Source organism: Bradyrhizobium sp. CIAT3101 (genome assembly GCF_029714945.1).
Lineage (GTDB): Bacteria > Pseudomonadota > Alphaproteobacteria > Rhizobiales > Xanthobacteraceae > Bradyrhizobium.
The window spans coordinates 8,424,363-8,445,921 of the sequence record NZ_CP121634.1 but is presented as its reverse complement, the minus strand read 5'-3'; the positions used below and the strand labels follow the sequence as shown (position 1 = coordinate 8,445,921).

The window sequence follows — 21,559 nt, the reverse complement described above, 5'->3', positions numbered from 1 at the left end:
TGAATTCTGCGCGATTGCTCCTAAGTTCGCGCTATTTATGCGCGTCTGCGGCCTACGTAGCGAGTCTGCAGCGAGAGGGCGTGATATGCCGATGTCCTCATCGGTCTTGGGACTGTCGACGATCGGCCAGGAGGCCGGTCGATCGCGCAGAGCGAGCCACGCAAGGACAAAGAACGCAAAGCAAACTGCGTGGCTGTTGTCACGGCCTGCCCATCGACCCCGGTCTTTCGTCAATCTCGTGTAACAAACCCAAACTAGAGGCTGCGAATGGTCGACATCTCGCCCAGCTCTCGCTTCGAGCGTGCTGATCAGAAACGCAGCGGAAATGAGCATGGACTGAATAGCATTCTGATGCGTGCCTCAATTATTGCAATACGGCTCATACTACCAATTCTTCGTCGTCTTCGCCCGAGCCTGCGAACCGAGATTGCCATGCTTGGAATAGGGGGCGTGCTCGTCACAGGGGCAATGAGTGTCCTTGGGCTCGATTATATTGCTCAGGTTCAGCGAGAGGCAGACCGGAGCATTCACCTTCGTGCTCACCTGGCGGCGATTTCAGAAGCGTTTCTTGAGTCGCAGCAGCTTGCGTTGGAGTTTCTGCGCAAGCACAATGAGGCATTGATCACGCGGCAGGCCCAAAGCCTCAGCAAGGAGCTGGTCGGCCTCGATCAGATCGAGGAGTACGTTGCCCCCTTGCCGGAAGGCGATCCGTTAAAGGACGTATCGTTCCTGCGCGCCGGAATTGGCCTTTATGCGACACGTTTCAACAATATCGTTTCAGCGCAGCGCGTGCTCGGGTTCGCAGAAAATGATGGCCTCCAGGGCAAGCTGCGCGAGGCCGTGCATCAGGCCGAATCCCGGCTTACGTTGATCGATCAACCCCAGCTAACTGTGTTGATGCTGAAGATGCGGCGACACGAAAAGGATTTCATGCTCCGGCGCGAGGAGAAGTACGGCGATGAGCTCGACAAGCGGGTCGCCGAGTTCCAGGCTACCCTTGCTGCTTCGGAGTTGGCGCCCTCCGCCAAGGCGGAACTCAAGAGCCTTATCGAGTCCTACCGGTCGAGCTTCGTCGCCTTTCTGGTGGCTCAACAGGCGTTGGATGATCAAGTTGACGATCTCGGCCAGATCTACGGCCGGAATCGTCCTCTCCTATTGAAAGCGATGGCGACAGCCGACGCCCGCGCTGTCGCTGCGGAAGAGCGCGCATCGCGGATCCGCCAGATGCTGGGTGTGGGAATTGGGCTTGCCACGCTCGTCATCGGTTTTGTTGCCATCGTTGTCGGGCAGACAGTGGCCCGGCTGATCACCCGTATGACCAAAGCGATGCGTCAACTGGCGGCGGGCCAGTTCGAGGTGACTCTGCCTGGGCTTGGCCGTTCGGACGAGATAGGCGAGATGGCGCAGGCCATGGAAGCGTTCAAGCTTAAGTCAAAAGAAACGGCGCAGGCCGAGTTTGCTGCGAATCTGGAACAGGATCGCTTGGCGGGAATGCGACGTAAGGAGGAGCTGGAGAAGCTTGCCAAGATCTTTGAAGATGCGGTCAGCGGCGTCATCGACACACTGTCATCTGCCTCGACCGAACTGGAGGCCTCTGCCCGCAGCTTGACTGACACGGCGCACAATACACAGGAATTCTCTGGCAAAGTCGCCTTTGCCTCGGAGGAAGCTTCGGGCAACGTTCAGGTTGTCGCTGCACGTACCGCGGAGATGATGGCGTCTGCTACGGAGGTTGAACGCCAGGTCGAGCAATCTGCAGTAATCGCCAGAGGCGCCGTGCGTCAGGCCGAAGAAACCAACCGAAGGATAAAACACCTGTTGGCAGCGGCCCTAAAGATTGGTGGCGTGGTTGAGCTGATCGCCGCAATTGCGAGGCAAACAAACCTTTTGGCTCTTAACGCGACGATCGAGGCTGAACACGCGGGTAGGGCCGGCCGCGGCTTTGCCGTCGTGGCGCACGAGGTAAAGTCGCTGGCAACACAGACGGCGAAAGCGACCTCTCAAATTGCAGAGCAAATCGCAGGCATCCAGGCGGCCACGGAGGAGTCGGTCAGCGCTATCGCAGAGGTCGGCAACAGTATCGGCAGGATCTCGCAAATCGTATCGACGATTGCTGCTGCGACCGAAGCGCAGGGTACGGCAACCAAAGATATTGCACAGAATATCCAACATGCGGCACAAATGTCGACGCAAATCGCCGGCACCATCCGGCAGGTTGCATTGAGCGCCTCAAGCACCGGTGCGTCATCCTCGCAGGTGCTGACATCTGCGAATGCGCTGGCCCAAAGCAGCCATCGCCTCAAACTGGAAGTCGATGGCTTTCTCGCCGGGGTCAGGTCGTGATCATCTGGAACTACTGCAGGACTATTTCGCGATGTGATTATTTGCTCTCATTTGGGGTCTCAGAATGCCTGCCTATCTAGCGTCGTATGATTTGAAGGAGACCAAGCCCGATCCTCACCCTACCTTTTTGAAACAAGCAGCGGCGCAGGGCTGGAAACTGTGGATCCTTGGCTCGAACAACGTGCGCTATCGGCTTCCAAACACGACCTTGGTCGGCACATTTGACAGTTTGGCCGTTGCCGAGGCTAGGCTCGAAGCAGCCCGCTTGGCAACAGAGAACGAAATGGGGGGCACCGTCACGACGAGCAAGCGGATTGTTGCGGAATACGGACCAACTCGGTTCAATTCTGACGAGCGGCTGAGCGCGTAAAGGCAAAGACCAACGGAGCTGTGCTGGCTGCCGATCTCTTGCGTCCCTCGTCAATATGCGAGCGCCGGCCCTGTCAGGATCCTGTGCACAAGCCGTCGTCTTCGTCTCTGGCAAGGCGAGTAAGGGACGGGCCTCCTCTGTTGCTAGGCGCATGTGTTAAGCAACCGGTCCCCATTTGCAGGCTGACCCGGAATCTTTTTTTATGGTCGCGCAATCATTGGATGTACCGGCGCATCTATTCTTGACTTTTGAGGCGCACGTTTGTTGTTTCACGCTGATATCGACAATTCCTGTCTTCCTGGCGAAGCGACGACTCTGGATATGGGGTCGGATGACGGATCGGACTTAAGATGAGCCACATTTCAGAATCGCCTGTTGAACGCGTCACGATTCCAGTATTGCAGCGGTGGAAAGGCGAGGGGCGGCGTGTCGCGATGACCACCGCTTACGATGCAGTCGCGGCACGCATCGCCGACCCCATTGTCGACATTATTCTTGTCGGGGATAGCGTTGGCAATGTCTGCCTCGGTTTCGACAATACGCTGCCGGTCAGCATGGCGATGATGAACCATCACCTCGAGGCGGTAGCGCGCACAAAACCTCGTTCATTGCTTGTGGCCGACATGCCCTTTCTAAGCGTTCACCTCACTCCCGAGGCGACAATTCGGAACGCCGGAGGCTTCCTGCAGGTTGGAGCCGATGCCGTGAAACTCGAGGGTGGGGCAAAACGTGCCGAAATCGTACGTACCTTGGTCGATTGCGAGATTCCAGTGATGGGCCACCTCGGCCTGACGCCGCAGAGCGTCAATATGATGGGTGGATTCAAAGTGCAGGGCCGGAAAGCCGATGATGCGTTGCGTCTGCTCGACGACGCCCACCGACTGCAGGAGGCCGGATGTTTTGCTCTCGTCTTGGAGGGTATCCCGGCAGAGCTCGCCGCCCGTGCGACCGAGTCCCTGAGGATACCGACGATTGGAATCGGGGCCGGCCCCAGTTGCTCGGGCCAGGTACTTGTACTGCATGATGTGCTCGGCTTGACCGAAAGTCATCGGCCAAAATTCGTTCGCACCTATGTGGAAGGTTTTCGGCTACTTCAGGAGGGGCTGTCGCGCTGGGCCGCAGATGTCCGCACCGGTGCATTCCCGACGCCACAAGAATCCTATCGTCTTCCCGAAGGGCTGAGTGATGCGATCGCAAACTGGGCACCTTCCAATCCAACCTGATGTAAAGCTCAAACATGCAAACGATTGCGACGGTCACAGAGCTTCGTAGCGCTCTTGCAAGAGTTCGGGACAAGCATGTTGGCTTCGTACCGACAATGGGCTACCTGCACGACGGCCACATGGCATTGGTCAAGGCGAGTCGTGCGCGATGCGACGTCACCCTCCTAAGTATCTTCGTCAACCCCACTCAGTTCGGGCCAACCGAGGACCTCAGCACTTATCCGCGCAACTTTTTGCGTGATGAACAGCTGTGTCGCGACGCTGGAGTTACGATCCTCTTCGCCCCAGATGCACACGAGGTCTATCCGGCTCAGTTTGAGACCTTCGTCGAACCCGGCGAACTCGCAAGATCATTATGCGGGGCTTTCAGGCCTGAACATTTTCGCGGTGTGGCAACCGTCGTCTGCAAGCTGTTCAATATGGTTCTGCCGGATATCGCATTTTTCGGACAGAAAGATTTCCAGCAATGCGCGGTCGTGCGTCGGATGGCCATTGATCTCAATCTTCCGATCGAGATCGTCACCGTGCCAACCGTTCGGGAGCCGGACAGGCTCGCCATGAGCAGCCGTAATCGATATCTCAATAAAGAAGAGCGGCTGCGAGCTCTTGCGATCAGTCGCGGTCTATTCGCTGCGGAGGCCGAATTTCGCGTAGGCGAGCGTGAATGCGAGAAGCTTATGGCAGTCGCCAGGCGGCATTTGGATGCAGTTGACCGTCTGCAGTACCTCGAGCTCGTCGATGCCGACACGCTTCAGCCGGCCTGTAGTCCCCTGAGCCAACCTGCGGCTCTGTGCGCTGCGGCCTATGTCGGTTCGACGCGGCTTATCGATAACGTGATTCTTTCGGCCGGAAGTGAGCACGGATCACGGCCCGATCAAACTCGAATGACACTATCGAGGTGTGACGACGCTGGGCGGTAGAACCACTACCCGCTCTGCTCGCTTATGACTGCGGCTGTCACAAGTCCATATATAGCGAACCAAGGGCCAATGGGGCATTCCAATTCGGCCGGTCTTGCTTTTGGCGCCCGCAATCCGCCTTAAAGGTTAGATGTCAGCTGGCCCGCAGTGACGATCCTGACCCAAGTGCTCGAGACGGGAATCGGATTGCCGCCCTTGATCGTGCGCGCTGCTGGGTGCCTTCGCCTTGGCCCATCCTGACCTGGTGGTGCAACTGGTCGCGCCGCCCAGGACCTTTTCGCTGTCGCGGCGCGCCGACATCGTGGTGACGTTCGACCGACCAAAGCAGGGACGTCTCTTCGTGCGCAAGCTGACCGACTGCTCGCTCGGAATCTACGCCGCCCGCGACTACCTCGATACTCATAGGGCGATGGAGGACAAGGCCGATCTCGCCGACTACCCTTTCGTTACGCATGTCGACGATTTGGCCCACAGCCGCGCACTCGACTATTCGGCCTCCCTCGCAAACCGCATGAGGCGCCGCTTCGAGTGCGGCAGCGTGATCGGGCAGGTCGAGGCCGTCCGCGCCAGTTCAGGAATCGGTATCCTGCACGACTGCATCGCCCGAGAGGATCCGGACCTGGTCCGGGTCCTGCCCGCGATCCGCTTCACGCGCAGCTATTGGCTCCTGGCTCACCCCGACACGCGTGACCTGCGGAGCGTCGCCGAGGTGCAGCGGGAGATTGTCGACAGGGTGAAGGCGGCGCAGCGTTCGGTTTCTGGTCGACTGAGGCGCGACACCCCTGGATCTTATGCGTCGCCAGCAATCCACTCGACCAAACCATTTGCGCAGGAGGCCGGCCATGACATTCAAGCCGTAGGGCATCCCGCAAGGATGATGGCCGCGCGGCACCGTACGACGTCGCCCCGGAAACAGCCATGTTCGCCGCAAGCTGCTGGTCCTCGGTGTAGAAGCGCTGGACTCTGAAACCGTGGCGGAGTGCAAAATGGTTGCGATCGGCCATCTTAAGCTAAAATCCGTTGGGAATCATTTTCCGTCCGCAGGATTTCGGCCCAACTCCCCTCCGGATTGCAGTAATCACAATTGGATTGCCTTTATAGTCAGTGACCTCGGTAGAGCCCCTCAAATGGAGCGGTTGCTTCCACATCATACGCTGTCGAACCTGATCTCCTCCGTACGGCCCGGCAGCTTGACTAGTGCCAGAGTCGCGCGTGCTGCGCGTAGTGCTGCGCCGAAGAAATAACGCGGGAAGGTATCCACCAATACGCCTACAGGAGGCGAGAATGCGTAATGGCTTCCAGAATTCGGAGCATGGTTCGGCAAACGGCTGTGCGGTCTGCGGTGGCCGGTTCGGTCTGATCCGCTACTATTGCTGGCGAATGGCCCTTTGCTCCAAGAAATGCGTCGATCGGTCCAGGGCGCGTCGGGAGGCCGATCAAAAGTGGCTTCACTGGTCGCGAGCGGCCTAACACGTGCCGTGTATCACATAGACCTCAAAGGCGTTTGCATTCTTCGTTTCGGATGCTCCACGACTGCGTTACCGGGCATAGTCATTTGTCTGCGAGACAGTCGGAAAATATCCACCGCTATCGCCGAAGCCGCATGTGATTGCGGCCGGAACGAGAATTGGCGCGCCTTCGGACCTTGAACGCCAAACTCTCAAGACCGCACGGAGTACACTAACGAGCCCATGCTATGAAGTTCATTCTCGTGAATCACCGGACCCCGCACGGCGAGCAAAGCTGTACCGCCTGTTCTCGGTCGTTAGGTCCTGGTTACCTGCGAGATGTTGTCACGCGTAGAGAATATTGCGGCTACGATTGCTATCAGCGCTGTCGCTTAAAAGACCTTCCCCTTCTTTTCCATACTCCGCGTGCCTTCCTTGGACATGATAGGAAGGATGCTTTTCCAGTTGGGTTAGCGGCCCTGCTGACTGCGGCTTCGTGCTGGATAGAGGTCGGGGTAGCCACAATCTCGTGGATCAATACAGTGGCGTGTTCCGCAGAACCGTCTAAATCTGAAAGACCTCCCTCGGTTTAAGCACGGAGGGAGCGTGGGGAGGCCGCGCGTTACGGCCTGGTGATTGCAGGTCGAATCGTTTGGACCTCGCGTGATGCCGAGAACGGCCACCAAAGCCGACCTGCGGTTGATTTTCGAGGGAGAGTGAAGTTGCTTCCTTGCGTTGAGCCGTATGCCAACACCATCGACAGAGAAGTCGCGAATGATAAAGTGGCGCGGGTTCTGTCATCTGGTCGCCGCTCTGGAACGGTGCTCGCCCCGGCGGGGCCGCCGCTCGTCGAAGCGGCGGCCCCTTGCCGCGAAGGAGCCGGCTACGCGAAACATCGGCTCCTCGGCGGCTCATCAGGATGGCCGCGGTTGATGCTGGCGACAACGAGCTTTGCCCATTAGCGTTACCGATTATGGTTTTCGGCGTGCAGTGTTGCAGTGCTGCATGCTACTGTCGTGATGTGATAAATGGGCCATTTAAAGCAACTGCTTGTTTGAGAGATAGATGACGCTTTCGGTTGAGTTGATCGTCAACGGCTATGTCAGGCTGAGGGATCGTGGGGCGCTAGAGGACCTTCTTCCGCATCGGCGCGAGCTGCTGAGGCAACTAAGAAGCGTCACCGGCATCGATCCAGGGCCAATTGCCGAGCAGGTAACCCAAGAAATCTCAGTTATCGAAGCTGGACTTGCGACGATCGCGCCAGAATGATTGGCGCCCTCCGACCATTGAGTTGAGCCGAGCAACTTGCAGCGGCCCCGTCGCTCCTTGCCTTCCACTCCCTTCCCGGGTTGACCAGGGATCGACAAGGGCGAGTAACGCGATCCTGAAGCAATATGGGCAGCTGCGGACAGCGTCTCGCGCAATAGCGCTTTTCAAACAAGCAAAGCGCCGCGCCTAGTATATCGGCGCGACGACTTCGCCTTGGGTGAACCAGGACGGGTAATGTCCGGTGTGTGGAGCTTAGTGCCCTGCGGAACCGCCGCAGCCAAACGCTTGCATTCAGTTTGATGTCGCCGCAGCAAGTTAGTCCTGGTACTGGCATCTGCAGCCGACGTTGGCTGCACGCGTGTCAGCTGGGTCGGCAAGCATATGGCCTATCGGGAGAATTGATGGCTGCCAAGGCGCCGCGGCCACGATCAGAATGAAGCCCTCGCTGGAAATCCAAATCACGGGCCGCTGGGCTTTGGTCTTGCGGTTCACTCGCTCACCTTCTTAGGCGGATCGAGAAAATCGAGGGCGGTTCTTATCTTTTCAAGCTGTTGCTCGATCTCTTCGCGCTGCCGAACGTCCTGGGTAGAATCAAGTTGTTCGATGAGCTTCTGCTTTCGGGCAAGCAGATTCTTTATAACCGTAGTCATCTGACCTCCGTGTACAGCTCGCAATCTATCGCGGATGCTGCCTATTCCTTATCTTGATCCAATGCTGCTACTTCCATGAGCCAGGAAGCAAAGCAATGAGCTTGCGGTCGCTGAAAACGCAGCACGAGCGCCCGATTTAGACAGTAGAGACGATCGACCTGACGCATATAACAACATTTTGCCCAGCTCGACTTTCTGGGCAGTGACAGGATTATCTTTAATCGCGGGGACAGCAGGGAGGAACGGCTTGAAAATCTGTCTAGCCGCCATCATCAAATCGACATTTGCAATAGCGTGGGATGAGATGAGCACTACAACAGCAGCAATAGACGGCTTGCGCATCGCGTGGGACTTCCGGATTTATTGCCGCAGCTACCGAAAACTGTTTGTTCAGAGGGCGCTCACTACATGATCACTGCCGCCATGCAGGAACCGAGCCATCCCCGCGAGTGAATCGTTACGGCGTTTCCCTGCTCAATGTTGGCTTGGCGACACATTGCCGCCAGCCCGACAAAAATACGTTCGGCGCGGCATGAAATGTCGGTTGCCGCTCTTAGAGCAGGCGCAAAGCAGCTCTCTCGAACGGCACATCAATTGCAAAGAAGCAAGCACATCGCGGACGCCTGTCCGACGAATTCAAATGAAGTTTTCTCAATCGGATCAAACTCGATGCCAGAAATGCTGCATTATCAACTTGGTCCGGCCGATTGAAGCTATGCCGTCTCCATCGCTGCACCGCAGTCGTCTCCAACCAATTGGCTTCCATATCTACGCGTCTGCAAGGCGGTCGGCTTGGCGGAGTTCGATACCGCTGGCTTCTTGTTGAGCCAGATGCATGCTGGCGCGCGTCATGACACCCAAGTGCTATGACATCGTAGGAGACTTGAACTCTGATGAGGTGTGAAGGAGAGCAGATTAAGCGTTCCCATGTGAAAGAGAGGTCATTTGAACCATCGGCCCGCCGCCGTCGTACAACCTAACTAACCAGCACGCGTGTGGTCATCGGACAATGTTCGGAGGCCAGATAGCTGGGTTCGGCTCGCCAGGCGCTCTCGAAATCGCGGCGGGCGCGTGGAAGAAGCAGCACGGGCGGCGACCGCCTTGCCTAGCAACCTGCCGCGTCCGCCTGCCTGGTGACGGACGTCTGAATCGATTTGGCGGCCCTTCTTCAAGAGTCAATCGGACATTGTGAGGAGAACCATGAGGTATGTATTCCGGCACTGGCCCAGTGCGCGCTTCAGTGCCGCAGTATCGCTGCTCGCTGTTGCGGAGGCGTACGCACAGGGACGTCTCACCGAACCGGCTTCACGCGTTGTGCTGTGTGTCGAACATAGTAACAAAGACTGCCCAGTTGATTTGCGGAGGGCAAACGCGATGGAAAGCGGCAAGTTCTTTCCCGCGATGAGGGGAGAGATGTTAGACCAAACTGCGGCGACCGATGTGCAGAACGCGGCGCCACCAACGGACGGTCACATCGCCGGCAGCAGCGTGAGCGGCGATGTACCCTTGCTCGATGAGCAGACACCGACGCGCTGGGAGAAAGTTCGGCTACACTCAGGAGCGAAGCAAAAATTCAAGTGGGAATACGCTACGGCTCGACCGACACGGCGTTGGAACTACTTCATTACACGGGTCGACTGGAATTCGTCTTCTCCGCTTACGCGCGCGCAGTTCGAAGTGAAGCCGTTCTGCACGATTCAGAATCCTGGCCAGCCGTTTTGGGATCCGAATGCCAAACTGATGCCCCAGGAGCCTACCGTTCATATCTGCGACCTGCCAAAACGCACCGGCTATCACATTATTTTGGCGGTGTGGGAGATCGCCAACAGCCCGATGGCGTTTTATCAAATCGTTGACGCGACGTTTGAGGAACCGAAGTCGTCGAGCTCCAGTCACTAGGATTGACGGCGCGACAGGCGCCTGTCGCCGCCGAGGTTCAGCAAACGCTTCGCCGACCTGCACGGATCCACCACGGGCAGCCTTTTCGAGCAAAGGAAACGGCGATTGAAGCTGACTTCGACGGGACGCTCAGGCTACCGCCAGCCCTCATTCGGGAAATGTGTGCGTATGCCACTCAATGGGCTGTCCGCAACATTGGCGTTAGCGAGGGCGAATCACCATACTGTATCTCACCAATGACCTCGAAGCCGTGGCGCTCGTAAAAGGAAATGTTCTCCGGATTTGAGCTTTCGAGATAGGCGGTGGTACCCTCCGAATCACATCGTTTAAGAGCGTGTTCCATTAGCAATCTGCCAAGCCCGTGTCCGACCCAGTTCGGATCGGCGGCAATGAGCGGCAGATACCAATGTGGCTCGGGTGGATGATGTTCGGCCATTCCCAGCCGTATCTGTGCCATAGCTTCGGTGATCTCCGGGCGCAGGGATCGAGCCATAATTGCGTCGAGTGCCTCCTCATCTTGCTCCACGCCGGGTGGCAGCCAGAGCGCCGCGGCTCGAACTCCTCCCGTCACGTATGCCGTGCCATGCTCGAATGCTCGTCCACCACAGGCCTTAACGAACTGAGGCATGATCGTAAGATATTGGTCTGAATCAGGCCAGCTCCATCGAGCCAATGGGTCAGCGGCAAAGCCGAGCACAAGTGTCCAGACGGTGGTTGCCTGCATTTTCGAGGACGCCGATTTGATGTCAGTCTCCGCTGTCATGACTTCTGTTCCAGGTCTCTATTTGGGCGCCAGAGTTGCAATGCTAGAACGCACGACACGTGCCTCTGAACGGCGCAGAAGGGTGCGCTAATGGAGGTTTCGTCCGCTTCATCTCGTTTTCCGTTTCGAGCTCTTGTCTTTTCTCAGACTTGCGCTAACGACCCGGCGAGACAAAAGCTCGTCAGCGGGTTTAACCCTTGAACTGAAATTTCTTGGCGAGCTTAGGTGCTTCGTGGGTCTAGGAGCGTCAACTTGAGAACGCACTTCCGAAAGTAGGCTGGCCTCTCGTATCGATAGAGCGTCGGCCGCCCCAATCGCTCGTAGCGAGAGACACGGACGTTTTCGAGTTTGCGATGAGAGGATATCGCGGGCCGACGCTTGGTAGGAACAGCTGCGCCTGAATCGTGTTCCGGTATTCGCCGGGCAGTTAGCGAGCCTCGTACGTGGAGGTCGCAGATACGCAATGACCTTCGATAACACCTGGACTCCAGTGGTCTATTCCGGATGAGGTCTCTCTATCAAAACGCGTGCCAACTGCGCGCCTCGGTGAGGCCATCCTTTGCATGTTCGAGCCCAGGCATTTTTGACATAAGTGGCGCTTGATCAGGAATTAGCAAGCCTGATCCTTATCGATGTCGTGCTGGCGATGCCGAGCCTCGAGGGCCGGCACAATCTGGATGAAGCGTAAGGGCGACTAGATAGACGAACCTCGATCTGGTGAGAGACGCGAGCTATCCCTTCCGACAAAAGCTGATCGCGAGCATAGAGACAAGATTGTCGCCTTTCATCCAATCTGAGCTTCTCTTCGCAATAAACGTCGCGTCGAATGGAGAATTACAAAATTGGATTATCTCAACGGTCGGAAAAATAGTTCGTCTTCGACTCGCGCGGGCGCAAGTTCTTTGCGAGGATAGTCAGGCAATGATGCCGGCCAGGGACGCTCTTGATGCGCAACAGCATTGTCGACCAAGCGAGTGATTTGACGAAGTCCGCAGCTTGCCGCTGCGTTTGGGCGTCCTCGTGTTGACGCCATTGTAATGCGCGCGCTCGGATTATGTCCGAGGATTGTAGTGCTCCCGAACCAATAGCTTAAACGACGGACGTGAATAGCACGTGAGCCCCGTCTTGCCGAGCGCGACGGCTCGGCGTTGCCTGTCTCAGATTGTCGCTTTTCTCCGCGCAAGCCTAACTCTTGAGGGACAAACAAGATGACTGTGAACAACAATCCGATCAGATTCGCTTACTGGGTGCCGAACGTATCGGGCGGCCTCGTGATTTCTTCGATTGAACAGCGAACCAGCTGGGACATCGATTACAATCGCAAGCTTGCTCAGATCGCCGAGAAAGCCGGCTTCGACTATGCTCTGAGTCAGATCCGATTCACCGCCGGTTATGGCGCCGACAATCAGCACGAGTCCGTCAGCTTTTCCCACGCGCTCCTTGCCGCAACCGAGAGGCTCAAGGTTATCGCTGCGCTTCTTCCTGGGCCTTGGAACCCGGCGCTGGCCGCAAAGCAGATTGCGACGATCAGTCAACTCACCAATGCGCGCGTTGCGGTCAACATCGTCTCAGGGTGGTTTCGCGGCGAATTCCACGCGATCGGCGAGCCTTGGCTGGATCATGACGAGCGTTACCGCCGCTCGGAGGAATTCATCAACGCGCTTCGCGGGACTTGGACCGAGGAAAAGTTCACGTTGAAGGGCGACTACTATCGGTTCAACGACTATTCGCTCAAGCCAAAGCCGCTCGATCCGCTGCCGGAGATCTTTCAGGGCGGTTCATCGCGGGCGGCTCGTGACATGGCTGCTCGCGTGTCCGACTGGTACTTCACCAATGGTAATACGCCAGATGGCCTAAAGACCCAGGTCGATGACATCAGGACGAAAGAAAAGGCTTTCGGCAAAAGCTGGCGTACCAAGATTGGAATTAATGCTTTCGGTATCGTCCGACAGACGGAAAGCGAGGCGAAGGAGGTTTTACAAGAGATCATTGACAAAGCGATCCCGGATGCGGTGCGCGGCTTCCATCATGAGGTCCAGAATGCTGGCAGTGCCAGCCCCGAGCGCGAGGGCAATTGGGCCAAATCCACATTTCAGGACCTCGTTCAATACAACGATGGCTTCCGCTCGAATCTGATCGGGACCCCGCAACAGGTCGCCGAACGCATCATCGAGCTCAAACAGGCTGGTGCCGATCTGATCCTGCTCGGCTTCCTCCATTTCCAGGAAGAGGTCGAAGATTTCGGTAAGCATGTGATCCCGCTGGTCCGCGAACTCGAGGCGAACCAATCCGTGCGCGCTGAGGCTGCTGAGTAGGTGGAAGGAGAGGCGGCCAAGTGACTGAGATTGTGACTGAAGCGAGTACGCTTCGTCTGGATGAGGCCGCCCCCAACCAAAGTGTCCGTGCCTCGAGGCGCGAACGTAGCGAGTTAAGTGGGCCGGACGGATCGTGTTGCGCTCATATGCCCGGCCCTTTGCGAGGGGGCTCGCCAACTCGTAAAGAGTAGACCCTCTCGATCCCGTTAGCTGAACAGAATTCGACGGTCGCGCTACGCTTTTCGGTTCATGCAGTCGGCCTTGAGAGCGGACCATGGTGTCTCTTCCAGCGCAACAATCGCCTTGCGCAACCGCGACGGCATTTAAGGCGCTTTATTTCGGCGGCTCACCGCAAGCTCCTCCAGAAAGAAAGGGCTGACGCACGCCGTTGCTTGAACTCGCGGAAAAGGAAAGACTGACCATGGGTACCAGCCAAGCTGGCACACAACTTCGACCTCTATTCTCGAATCCATCGCTGCGCAGACACCCAAAGTGGAATAAGCAGGGTGCAAGGGGAGGAGAGCTCGGGACAATATGGAGCGATAACGCGGCGATCGTTGCCGCGGTCTAGAATCGGTCATCATTTATCTCGGTTCGTTAAAAGCTCACGAGCGAGCTTCATCCATCGACCTGTTGTCGTCAGCTCTATCGTGCTTCGCAGTCACTTGCGCAGGCGCTGTGCCAACCAACTCTTCATAAAGGCTGGGATCGGTCGCACCCTCGGTGTTGATCAGAAAAACTCGTGCATTCGGTCCAAGACCAATCTTGGCGCGCAGGATCGGATTGGAGGCAGCCTTCAGTAACGCTGCAAGGCCAACACCACCGCTTTCGCCAGCAACAACAGCCGGATCGCCATCGTTCGGATTTGCCAACCGCTTCATGACGCTGATTGCGTCTTCATCGTCGACCGTCATGAAAGCGTCCGCTGTGCGCGAAAGGATACGCCACGCGATGAGGGAGGGTTCGTAGCATTCGAGCATTGCCATCACGGTGGATTGCCCGGAATCCACTTTGACAGGATGCCCCGCCTGCGCGCTTTCGAGGAGGCACGCCGCCCGTGAGGGGTCGACAACGGTGAAGAACGGCCGATCGTTGCCGAACAGGACGGAAAAATGTCCGGCAATCGCACCGGCAAGCCCACCCACGCCAGCCTGAATGAAGACATGAGTAGGAGGTTCACGCAATTGGCGCAGAGCCTCACTCAATAGAGCAGTGTATCCCTGCATCACGAGCCCCGGGATGCGCTCGTAACCGGGCCAGGACGTGTCAGACACCGTAATCCATCTGTTTTTCGCCGCTACTCTGGCTGCCTCAGCTACCGAGTCGTCATAGTTGCCCTCGACGCGGATCATCTGCGCGCCAAAGCGAGCAATAGCGGCGACGCGCTCGTTGCTCACGCCTGAATGAACAAAAATGGCGCACTTCGCCGTAACTAGCTGGGCGCCGTAAGCAACTGATCTGCCGTGGTTGCCGTCCGTGGCACAGCAGACCGTCATGCTTCGCGCGACGGCCTGAACGTCAGGTCCATGCAATTCGGACAGCTCAACATTGCGACCGAGCTGACGAGCTGCTTCCTCAAGCACCAGGCGGATCACAGCATAAGAACCGCCTAGCGCTTTGAAACTTCCAAGGCCGAGACGATGACCTTCATCCTTGAGATGGATCGAACCAACTCCGATGTCACGAGCAAGGCCCGCCAAAGAAACCAGTGGAGTTTCCTTGTGTCCATCGCGACGCCTGAGAAACCGCTCGACCTCGCGAGCGGCTTCGACGCTCAGCATGTCGGCGTCTGAAGCATGGAGGAAAGTGCGATGATCGGCGTGAGAGTTGGGTAGAAACATAGTTCAAATCTCCGCTCGTTGGCACGTCTTTATGGATTATTACATCGCGATGACAAAGTAATTGGCTTCACCAGCAGCAGAAGCCGGAAATCGGCTGGTGAAATTCATCTAAAAAGCGTCTCGGGCGCCGAATTTGGGCGTCCATGCGCAATTCATTGCATTAATCAGTATCAATCAACCGCTACCATGCAGGGCTAGGCACAGTAGTTTGGGGTCGGCAAGAACGGCCGATCTCAGTCCCGCAGCGGCAAGGAGCGGAACATGGCCAGCCATTTCTACGGACTCCATATCGCCCGCGTGCCGAGTCGTTGTTTCGGCATAGCAAGAGCGATCTGCAGCAATGGCTTTGGCTACAATACAACCTGATGCGGCTCGGGAGCGAACTACTAGCGCGATCCGGCGAGGCGGACCGCTTGCCCGGAATGCACATAATGCGGCCGAATGGTCATGAGCTGAATTGACTTGATCAGAGGCGGTAAGAAAACTCTCTCATGGCTGAAGCAGCGGACGGGCGAGCTTCTCACAAAATGTGCACCTGAACGTCGAAGCCGCCAGGTGGATCGGACCTGACGGCTTCAAACCCACCCCATGTGGTCGAGAGCCGTCATGGGATAGGCCTGGTAAGGCGACCTGATGTTCTTCTGGTCGTTGCCCGCGGTCAATCCCGGCTCTCGTTAGGAGAGGCGCATGGCCAAGACATTTACACCGGGTGAAGAAGCCCAACGATCAGGACAATACGAGCGAGTCGGCCGCCCGTGGCGGACGGACCGGAGAGGAGCGCACCTTACCCAGGGCGAACCACTTCCTCCGACTACCGCTCCGGGCATGGGCTACGCCTTGTCGACTCGCGGCGGACGGTGAGAGGACATCATGGCTAGATGCACAGCACCAGTAAGGGGCCATCGCACAGCGAGCGCAGCAGCGGACTGCCCAGCATGTGGTGGCCGCTATGGCGGCTTCAGGACGCACCCGTCCTATACCCCCTCTTACTCGCCATCGTACGCCACGCCGTCCTACTCCGCGTCGGGGAGCAGCGGGGGCGACCGAAGTAACGGCGGCGGGTCTGGCAGCCGCGCAAGAGCGCGATGGTCGCGACCCGGTTCGCCCGTGATGTACACGCCGACCGAGGTGCGGGAGCTCACGCCGGTTCGCGAGGCCGTCGAAAAGCAGGCGTTCCTTGATCTTCGGGACGTCTTTCTTTGCCATGCGTGGGACGACCGGCAAGGGGCAGCTAAGCAATTGCACGACCTGCTTGAGGCACGCGGTGTCAAGGTATGGTTCAGCGAAAAGGACGTTGGCCTCGGCGTGCCATTACTTCGCGCCATCGACAAGGGCCTAGCGAACTCGCGGATTGGGATCGTATTAGTGACCCCTGCGTTGCTGCAACGCCTCCCAAAAGAAGGCATCGCCGACAAAGAACTTTCGGCACTCCTGGCCGGTGCGCGTCTCGTTCCCGTTGTGCATGAGACGACGTATGAAGCACTCCGGGAAGTCAGCCCTATGCTCGCCTCGCGAACCGGCCTCGACACTGCGGAAGAGTCAATGGTTGACGTCGCGGCCAAGCTCGCCGATCTGGTAGCCCTCTAGCTCTATCGCCGGGGTTTGGATTTGGAGCACATCGCTGCATGTCCTTGAATAACAATGCCTGGCCCCAAACTTCGGACTAACGGTTTGAGTTTTCAAGAAGCAGTTACCGCCACACGCAGCAGTGAACAAGCTGGCCTACAGGATGGCTCTGATTTTCAACCCCGGTGCAGAAAGGACGGCTCTTCCCGAAGATGTCGTCAATGAAGGAAACAAACCCGCTTTGCTGAAGGGAGTATCGGATCAGGTTCGATTGGCTGAGTGGCTCGCCGCGCGAATCGGGGGAATCGATCGCCTTACGGGAACTATGCCATCAATGGCCGTCCATGGTTGCATGGAAGAAGGCGTCGAGCCTCTTGCAAGAGAACGCGGCGCGGCCCTTGCAGATCGCAGCCTTAGCGCCGTCGCTTGCGCTCGTGGGCAGAGCGTCGGACAGGACAAGGACATCCGAGTCTTCGACGTGCAGCACATCAATGGCCTAGAGTTCGAGGCCGTGTTCTTTATCGATGGCCTGGCCGATCGACTTCCAGACCTGTTCGATAAGGACCCGTACGTCGGCACGGCTCGGGCGGCGACCTTTCTGGGAAGAACCCGTCAGTGGTTTGGCTCTGCCCGAGGCGATCAGGTCGCTGGCGGAGCATTTCCAAGAAAGTTGCATCTCGTGATCGGAGTCCATGAATCTTGGACGAGTGGAAGAGTTCGGTGCTACCCTCGCAGGCGCTCGCAAAGTCGGCGTGATGAAAGACCCGACCGAACGATTTATCCGCGTTCTTCGAGGAGATCGTGCGTGTGGTCAACGGACGCGCCGGTACGCCATCGTCACACTTGTTCGAAATCGAAAGAGCCTCAGCGCGTGACAGCTCATGAGAAGGAACCGCGCTTTACTAAAGTACATCCGGGTGAAGCGTTTGTGACGGGCCTCAGGCAAAAATCGCAGCCGCTCCAGCGCCTTATCACACCGTGGGACGTGTTGGCGTCCTCTCTGGAGTGAAGCTCAATTGAAAGGAAGCGGCGCTCTAGCCGCCGTCAGATGATGCTCGTGCGCGGTTGCCGCCAGGCGGCGTTCCTTGCGAGGTGTTGCGTGAAAGCCGGTCAAGATCCGCTCATTGAGCACGACCAAGCGCTCGGCCCCCAGACGCCGGTGCAAGTAGCTGCTTACGATGCTGTCCGATAGCCTCGCAGTCTTTGTTGCGGACTAAATTACATTCCGTATGCGACTTCCGTTCCGATGAGTACGATGAGGCCCGGTGGGATTTGGATAGGTGAGCACCTTCCACTCGGGCGTCTCGATGTCGGCGAAGGAGACAGCCGCAGCACCTTGCTTCCCGAGTTGCTTCGTCGATATTGATCGTCATTTTGAGTTCTGCGACCGCTATGATCCCGAGCAACGCGCGCGAAATAGGGCGGCTTTAGAATTCGTAGAGTGGGCTCCGGCTACCACACACTGCAGATGACCTTGATACGGAGAGGAACTCTGGCTATATCCCCCGCGTTCAATTCGGAGTTACTTTCGTGGCAATAGGTACTGTGAAATGGTTCAGCCCTACTAAGGGCTACGGCTTCATCAAGCCTGACGATGGCGGCGCCGATGTCTTCGTGCACGTTCGGGCCGTTGAAAAGGCCGGCTATACCGAGCTGGCAGAGGGTGCAAGGATCAGCTACGAGATAAGAGCCGGACGTTCTGGCAAAATCTCCGCGGAAAATCTTGGACTTGGATAGTCTTGTTCGCGCGAAACATTGGTACGGCCTTAGCATATCCCCTCGGAGCCGCTGAGGCCGTTTTCTTGTCTGGCGCCGTGAGCCTCCGTGCCCTGAATAGACAAGACGAATTGCGTGAGTGCGTCATCAAACGCTACGTTGAAGCATTCTGGGCGCTTGCTTTGGTACGAATGTCGGGGCCCTAACGAACAGGAGCGAGAGCCTTCCAAGGGCAGTCTCGCCGAGAACTCTCGAGCGCATCAACAATGTGACTTTCAGCCGCTCCATTATCTTAACTAACTCGCGCATTAGCTGCGCTTTTGTAGTGGCGCTCGCGCGGCAATGGCGCCAAATTTCATGCGTCTGGCACTTTAGTGAAAGCAGTTGCTAGGCCCGCTCAAGGTTATCGAGCCTCGGATCGATTCGAGAGGCGGTAGGCCGACGCTCGGTGGGAGGAAAAAATGCGCGCTCTCGCGAGCGAAGGCAGAATTTCGGCGAAACAACGCATAAGAAAGCGAAGTTTCTCATGCGTTGCAAAGGTACCTTGTGCGACGCGTGGAGCTAAGCTGGCGCTAGAGAACCGGCTATCCATTATGATCCGCACAAGGGGCAAATGGGATGGACGGCGCTGCTTGGCCTCAGGTGAGGGGCGATCTTTCATCGACGCGGTGGGGTGCGGCCGCGTTCCTCAACAATCTCGAAGCCGCTTGCACAACCATAAGCCGAAGTGAATGGGCTGTAAGATGGGCTAATATTGGGGACGCCCACCGCCTTCTTGGTGATACGAATATGCAGAAGGGGCACCGCGATGAGGCGGCAGAAGATTCGCTATGCGCCCTAATCGCCTTTGAAGTTGCCAGGCGATTAGCTTATGACGACGCTTCGGGAACCGCAGGCATTTCGGGCAGGATCAACGCCGTCATTCAAAAATTGGGAACGCTGAACCAGAAGATCGAACGAGTACAAATTAATTGCTGCGATCACTTTGAAATCCCAGCCTACTACTTGTCCGCTTGCGGTCCGAATACAAACGCCCCAGCAATCCTTTGCATCAGCACGGAAGAGGAAACCGCAACGATACTGCTCGGAAGGATTTTGCCCGTCGTGATGGATAGAGGCATGTCCGTCCTGGTGATCGCTCATGATGACCTGTCAGACACTCGACGCAGTCAATCGGACATGTTCATGTCTTGCTGTATGGACTATTTATCAACCCGGTCTGACGTTGATGCTACTCGCATTGGCGTCTACGGAGACGGGTTGTCCGCTCCCCTGGCAACCGACCTCGCCGTATTTGACGATCGTGTCGCTGCCGCTGTCTGTGATGGCGGTCTCTGGAACCTAGCTCGCTCGTTGGCGTCGGTCGACTGGCTTACTCGAACTGCAGATGCACCCGACGAAGAAGTGGTCTCAGCCCGTCGCTTGCGAGTGGTCCGGCGACTGAGATGCCCAGTTCTCGTGGTGGCCGGTGGGCGCGGTATCGTCAGTGCTGCGGAAGCGATGAAACTACTAGTCGATGACACCCCAGATCTGCAGTTGGCCATACCGAGGATGATCACGACGGACGGAGACGAGGTCGAAAATTTTCTGACGGCCGACGACCGCATCTTCGGGTGGCTTGAGCATAAGCTTGTGCTGAATTCGCCCTCGAGCAATTGTTAAGTTGCACGATAGCGGAAGCCTTTGTGATTCGCGGCACTATGGCGATCATGCCGTAGACGGCGTCTCATCAATTTCTGTTCCAAATCTCAGGCCAGCAGCCGCCATTGAGCTCGCCGCTGAATTTGTCTTGCAACCAAACTTGCCGCAATTTGACTATGGCCTCGACGTGCATGGCCGCTGATAGCCGGAACAAGCTCATGCCGCTTGTAGAAGGTCGCTTAGGTCATTAACCCTTGAGCCTGCCAAATCAATTGCGCTGCCACGCTATGCTCGCGTGACGCTTCGTGCCGTCATGAGATTGCGGGGCAGCGCAAGGGTCTCCAGGAGTCCAAGCGGTGCCAAGCAATCGAGCTGTAATGCTTGCACAGGACGTAATTTACAAAATCCCGATGCTGAGCTTTTGAGATGCCAACCGGCTATTTCTGGCGATTAGCACTAGCCGTTTGTTGACGTAGTGAAGAGCCTCCTCGTCGAGTCCTTCGAGCATGGTGGAGTTGAGGGATTGTCTTTTGATTGACAGCTTCCTGACTTCCGCCTGCGCCTTTGGGGTCAGTGATATCCGCAAGTATCTCGCATCTTCGGGCGAGGTCACGCGAGAGAGGAGCTCCATTGTTTCGAGTCTCTTTGTTTGGTTGGTAACGAAGGCGGGATGAATTCGGAGCTTATTCGCAACCGCTGTTCCAGAGACCCCGTTGCCTTCATCGAGTTCGTCGATGGCCATCAAGATCAGCCACTGCGCCTGCGTTATGCCTAGTAGCTGGGCCCAACTCTTGTGTATTTCCTCGAGTTGGGAATGGACCTCGACGATATTCCAGATGAAGTCATTGACGGCTCTATCGAGTTGTTCTTTCACTTGCATGTTTGTTTTCCCCGGCAGCTCAGGTTGGCCGATATGCGCACTCCGGCAGAAACGTAAGTATCCTTGTTGGGCCACCAAAAAAAGAGCTCACACAACACACTCGCATCAAAAACAATTGAGACGTGCAATTGATCTCAGAGTGCATTGACGTTGGATATCGAACAGATGTCAACTCTGTGTGTAAACGTACTTGGGGCGGCCGTTGTCCTCCTGCCGATGTACTTATCCGCCCAACTGGCTTCGTCCACTGGATCGTCTTGCGATAGAATAATATTGCCCTTATCGAGACGCGTGAATTCCGATATGCCAGCTGATCTTGAGTTTGCCGTGCGGCAAGTTCTGGCGAAATTTCTATGCTTCAGCCGGCTGCTGTCTGCGAACAGCAGTTCAAGAGAATGACCTTACTTGATAGATTTTGCTTCAAGTCTCCGACGAGCATGCTGACAACGGCTGCGCGTTCTAATCGTTGTCATCCTTAGGACATGACGCGTTTCTAAAATATAAGCTGCGCAGCGACTTATCCCTTAACAAGGCTAGGGTGAAGGCATGCGGCGCAGGTCGTGCTGCGGCCGCTCGGGAATCTTGCCCGTCGTGTGGCGATTTGTTGGGCTCGTAGGTTCCCGCGCATCCAGCAAAGGCACAGCTTGAATGGTGACGCCGGCTTTGTCCGTTCAGCTCTAGTCTACCGTGATGATCAGGAGCCAGCGAGTGCGTT

Annotated in this window: 15 protein-coding genes and 2 pseudogenes; 12 read left to right on the top strand and 5 right to left on the bottom strand. The window is 56.9% G+C overall.

What is annotated here, in order from left to right; translation table 11 throughout:
• Window positions 1–267 precede the first annotated feature (267 nt).
• The 5 genes and pseudogenes from QA645_RS39365 to QA645_RS39345 form a co-directional block, all read left to right on the top strand.
• On the top strand, window positions 268–2,343 hold the full coding sequence (locus QA645_RS39365) for a HAMP domain-containing methyl-accepting chemotaxis protein (protein WP_283046390.1): 2,076 nt from the start codon (window positions 268–270) through the stop codon (window positions 2,341–2,343).
• Window positions 2,344–2,407: 64 nt separating this feature from the next.
• A complete protein-coding gene (locus QA645_RS39360) occupies window positions 2,408–2,713 on the top strand; it encodes a hypothetical protein (protein WP_283046389.1) in 306 nt (101 codons plus the stop codon).
• 350 nt (window positions 2,714–3,063) lie between these two features.
• Entirely contained in the window at window positions 3,064–3,936 is an 873-nt protein-coding gene (panB, locus tag QA645_RS39355; RefSeq protein WP_283046388.1) for a 3-methyl-2-oxobutanoate hydroxymethyltransferase, read from the top strand.
• Window positions 3,937–3,950: 14 nt separating this feature from the next.
• Window positions 3,951–4,856, top strand: a complete 906-nt coding sequence (gene panC / locus QA645_RS39350; RefSeq protein WP_283046387.1) for a pantoate--beta-alanine ligase — start codon at window positions 3,951–3,953, stop codon at window positions 4,854–4,856.
• Window positions 4,857–5,100: 244 nt separating this feature from the next.
• Window positions 5,101–5,508: pseudogene (locus tag QA645_RS39345) on the top strand (LysR family transcriptional regulator substrate-binding protein); the annotation flags it as partial.
• Window positions 5,509–5,676: 168 nt separating this feature from the next.
• Here the strand turns inward: QA645_RS39345 and QA645_RS39340 are convergent.
• Window positions 5,677–5,827 (bottom strand): annotated as a pseudogene (locus QA645_RS39340) (5-deoxy-glucuronate isomerase); the annotation flags it as partial.
• 1,542 nt (window positions 5,828–7,369) lie between these two features.
• On the opposite strand from QA645_RS39340, the gene QA645_RS39335 reads away from it, so the two are divergent.
• Complete coding sequence (locus QA645_RS39335; protein ID WP_283046386.1) at window positions 7,370–7,573, top strand: hypothetical protein; 204 nt, start codon at window positions 7,370–7,372, stop codon at window positions 7,571–7,573.
• Between the two features lie 488 nt (window positions 7,574–8,061).
• Here the strand turns inward: QA645_RS39335 and QA645_RS39330 are convergent, their stop codons facing one another.
• Entirely contained in the window at window positions 8,062–8,223 is a 162-nt protein-coding gene (locus QA645_RS39330; protein ID WP_283046385.1) for a hypothetical protein, read from the bottom strand.
• 1,200 nt (window positions 8,224–9,423) lie between these two features.
• Here QA645_RS39330 and QA645_RS39325 point away from each other — a divergent pair.
• Window positions 9,424–10,122 carry a lytic polysaccharide monooxygenase gene (locus tag QA645_RS39325; RefSeq protein WP_283046384.1) on the top strand — a complete coding sequence of 233 codons (699 nt, stop codon included), beginning with the start codon at window positions 9,424–9,426 and terminating at the stop codon, window positions 10,120–10,122.
• A 175-nt stretch (window positions 10,123–10,297) separates the two neighbouring features.
• Here QA645_RS39325 and QA645_RS39320 read toward each other — a convergent pair whose 3' ends face one another.
• A complete protein-coding gene (locus tag QA645_RS39320) occupies window positions 10,298–10,885 on the bottom strand; it encodes a GNAT family N-acetyltransferase (RefSeq protein WP_283046383.1) in 588 nt (195 codons plus the stop codon).
• Window positions 10,886–12,093: 1,208 nt separating this feature from the next.
• Between QA645_RS39320 and sfnG the strand changes: the two genes are divergently transcribed.
• Window positions 12,094–13,200 (top strand): dimethylsulfone monooxygenase SfnG, encoded by a 1,107-nt coding sequence (gene sfnG / locus QA645_RS39315; protein WP_283046382.1) that lies wholly within the window; start codon window positions 12,094–12,096, stop codon window positions 13,198–13,200.
• Between the two features lie 605 nt (window positions 13,201–13,805).
• Here sfnG and QA645_RS39310 read toward each other — a convergent pair.
• Entirely contained in the window at window positions 13,806–15,041 is a 1,236-nt protein-coding gene (locus tag QA645_RS39310; protein ID WP_283046381.1) for a diaminopropionate ammonia-lyase, read from the bottom strand.
• 870 nt (window positions 15,042–15,911) lie between these two features.
• Here QA645_RS39310 and QA645_RS39305 point away from each other — a divergent pair.
• The 4 genes from QA645_RS39305 to QA645_RS39290 all read left to right on the top strand — a co-directional run bounded on the left by QA645_RS39305 (window position 15,912) and on the right by QA645_RS39290 (window position 19,985).
• Window positions 15,912–16,628 (top strand): toll/interleukin-1 receptor domain-containing protein, encoded by a 717-nt coding sequence (locus QA645_RS39305; RefSeq protein ID WP_283046380.1) that lies wholly within the window; start codon window positions 15,912–15,914, stop codon window positions 16,626–16,628.
• Window positions 16,629–16,770: 142 nt separating this feature from the next.
• Window positions 16,771–17,616 (top strand): hypothetical protein, encoded by an 846-nt coding sequence (locus tag QA645_RS39300; protein ID WP_283046379.1) that lies wholly within the window; start codon window positions 16,771–16,773, stop codon window positions 17,614–17,616.
• A 521-nt stretch (window positions 17,617–18,137) separates the two neighbouring features.
• Window positions 18,138–18,344 carry a cold-shock protein gene (locus QA645_RS39295; protein WP_061849669.1) on the top strand — a complete coding sequence of 69 codons (207 nt, stop codon included), beginning with the start codon at window positions 18,138–18,140 and terminating at the stop codon, window positions 18,342–18,344.
• Window positions 18,345–19,112: 768 nt separating this feature from the next.
• On the top strand, window positions 19,113–19,985 hold the full coding sequence (locus QA645_RS39290; RefSeq protein ID WP_283046378.1) for a hypothetical protein: 873 nt from the start codon (window positions 19,113–19,115) through the stop codon (window positions 19,983–19,985).
• A 376-nt stretch (window positions 19,986–20,361) separates the two neighbouring features.
• Here the strand turns inward: QA645_RS39290 and QA645_RS39285 are convergent, their stop codons facing one another.
• Window positions 20,362–20,844: a MarR family transcriptional regulator gene (locus QA645_RS39285; RefSeq protein ID WP_283046377.1), complete on the bottom strand. Its 483-nt coding sequence runs from the start codon at window positions 20,842–20,844 to the stop codon at window positions 20,362–20,364.
• Window positions 20,845–21,559 lie beyond the last annotated feature (715 nt).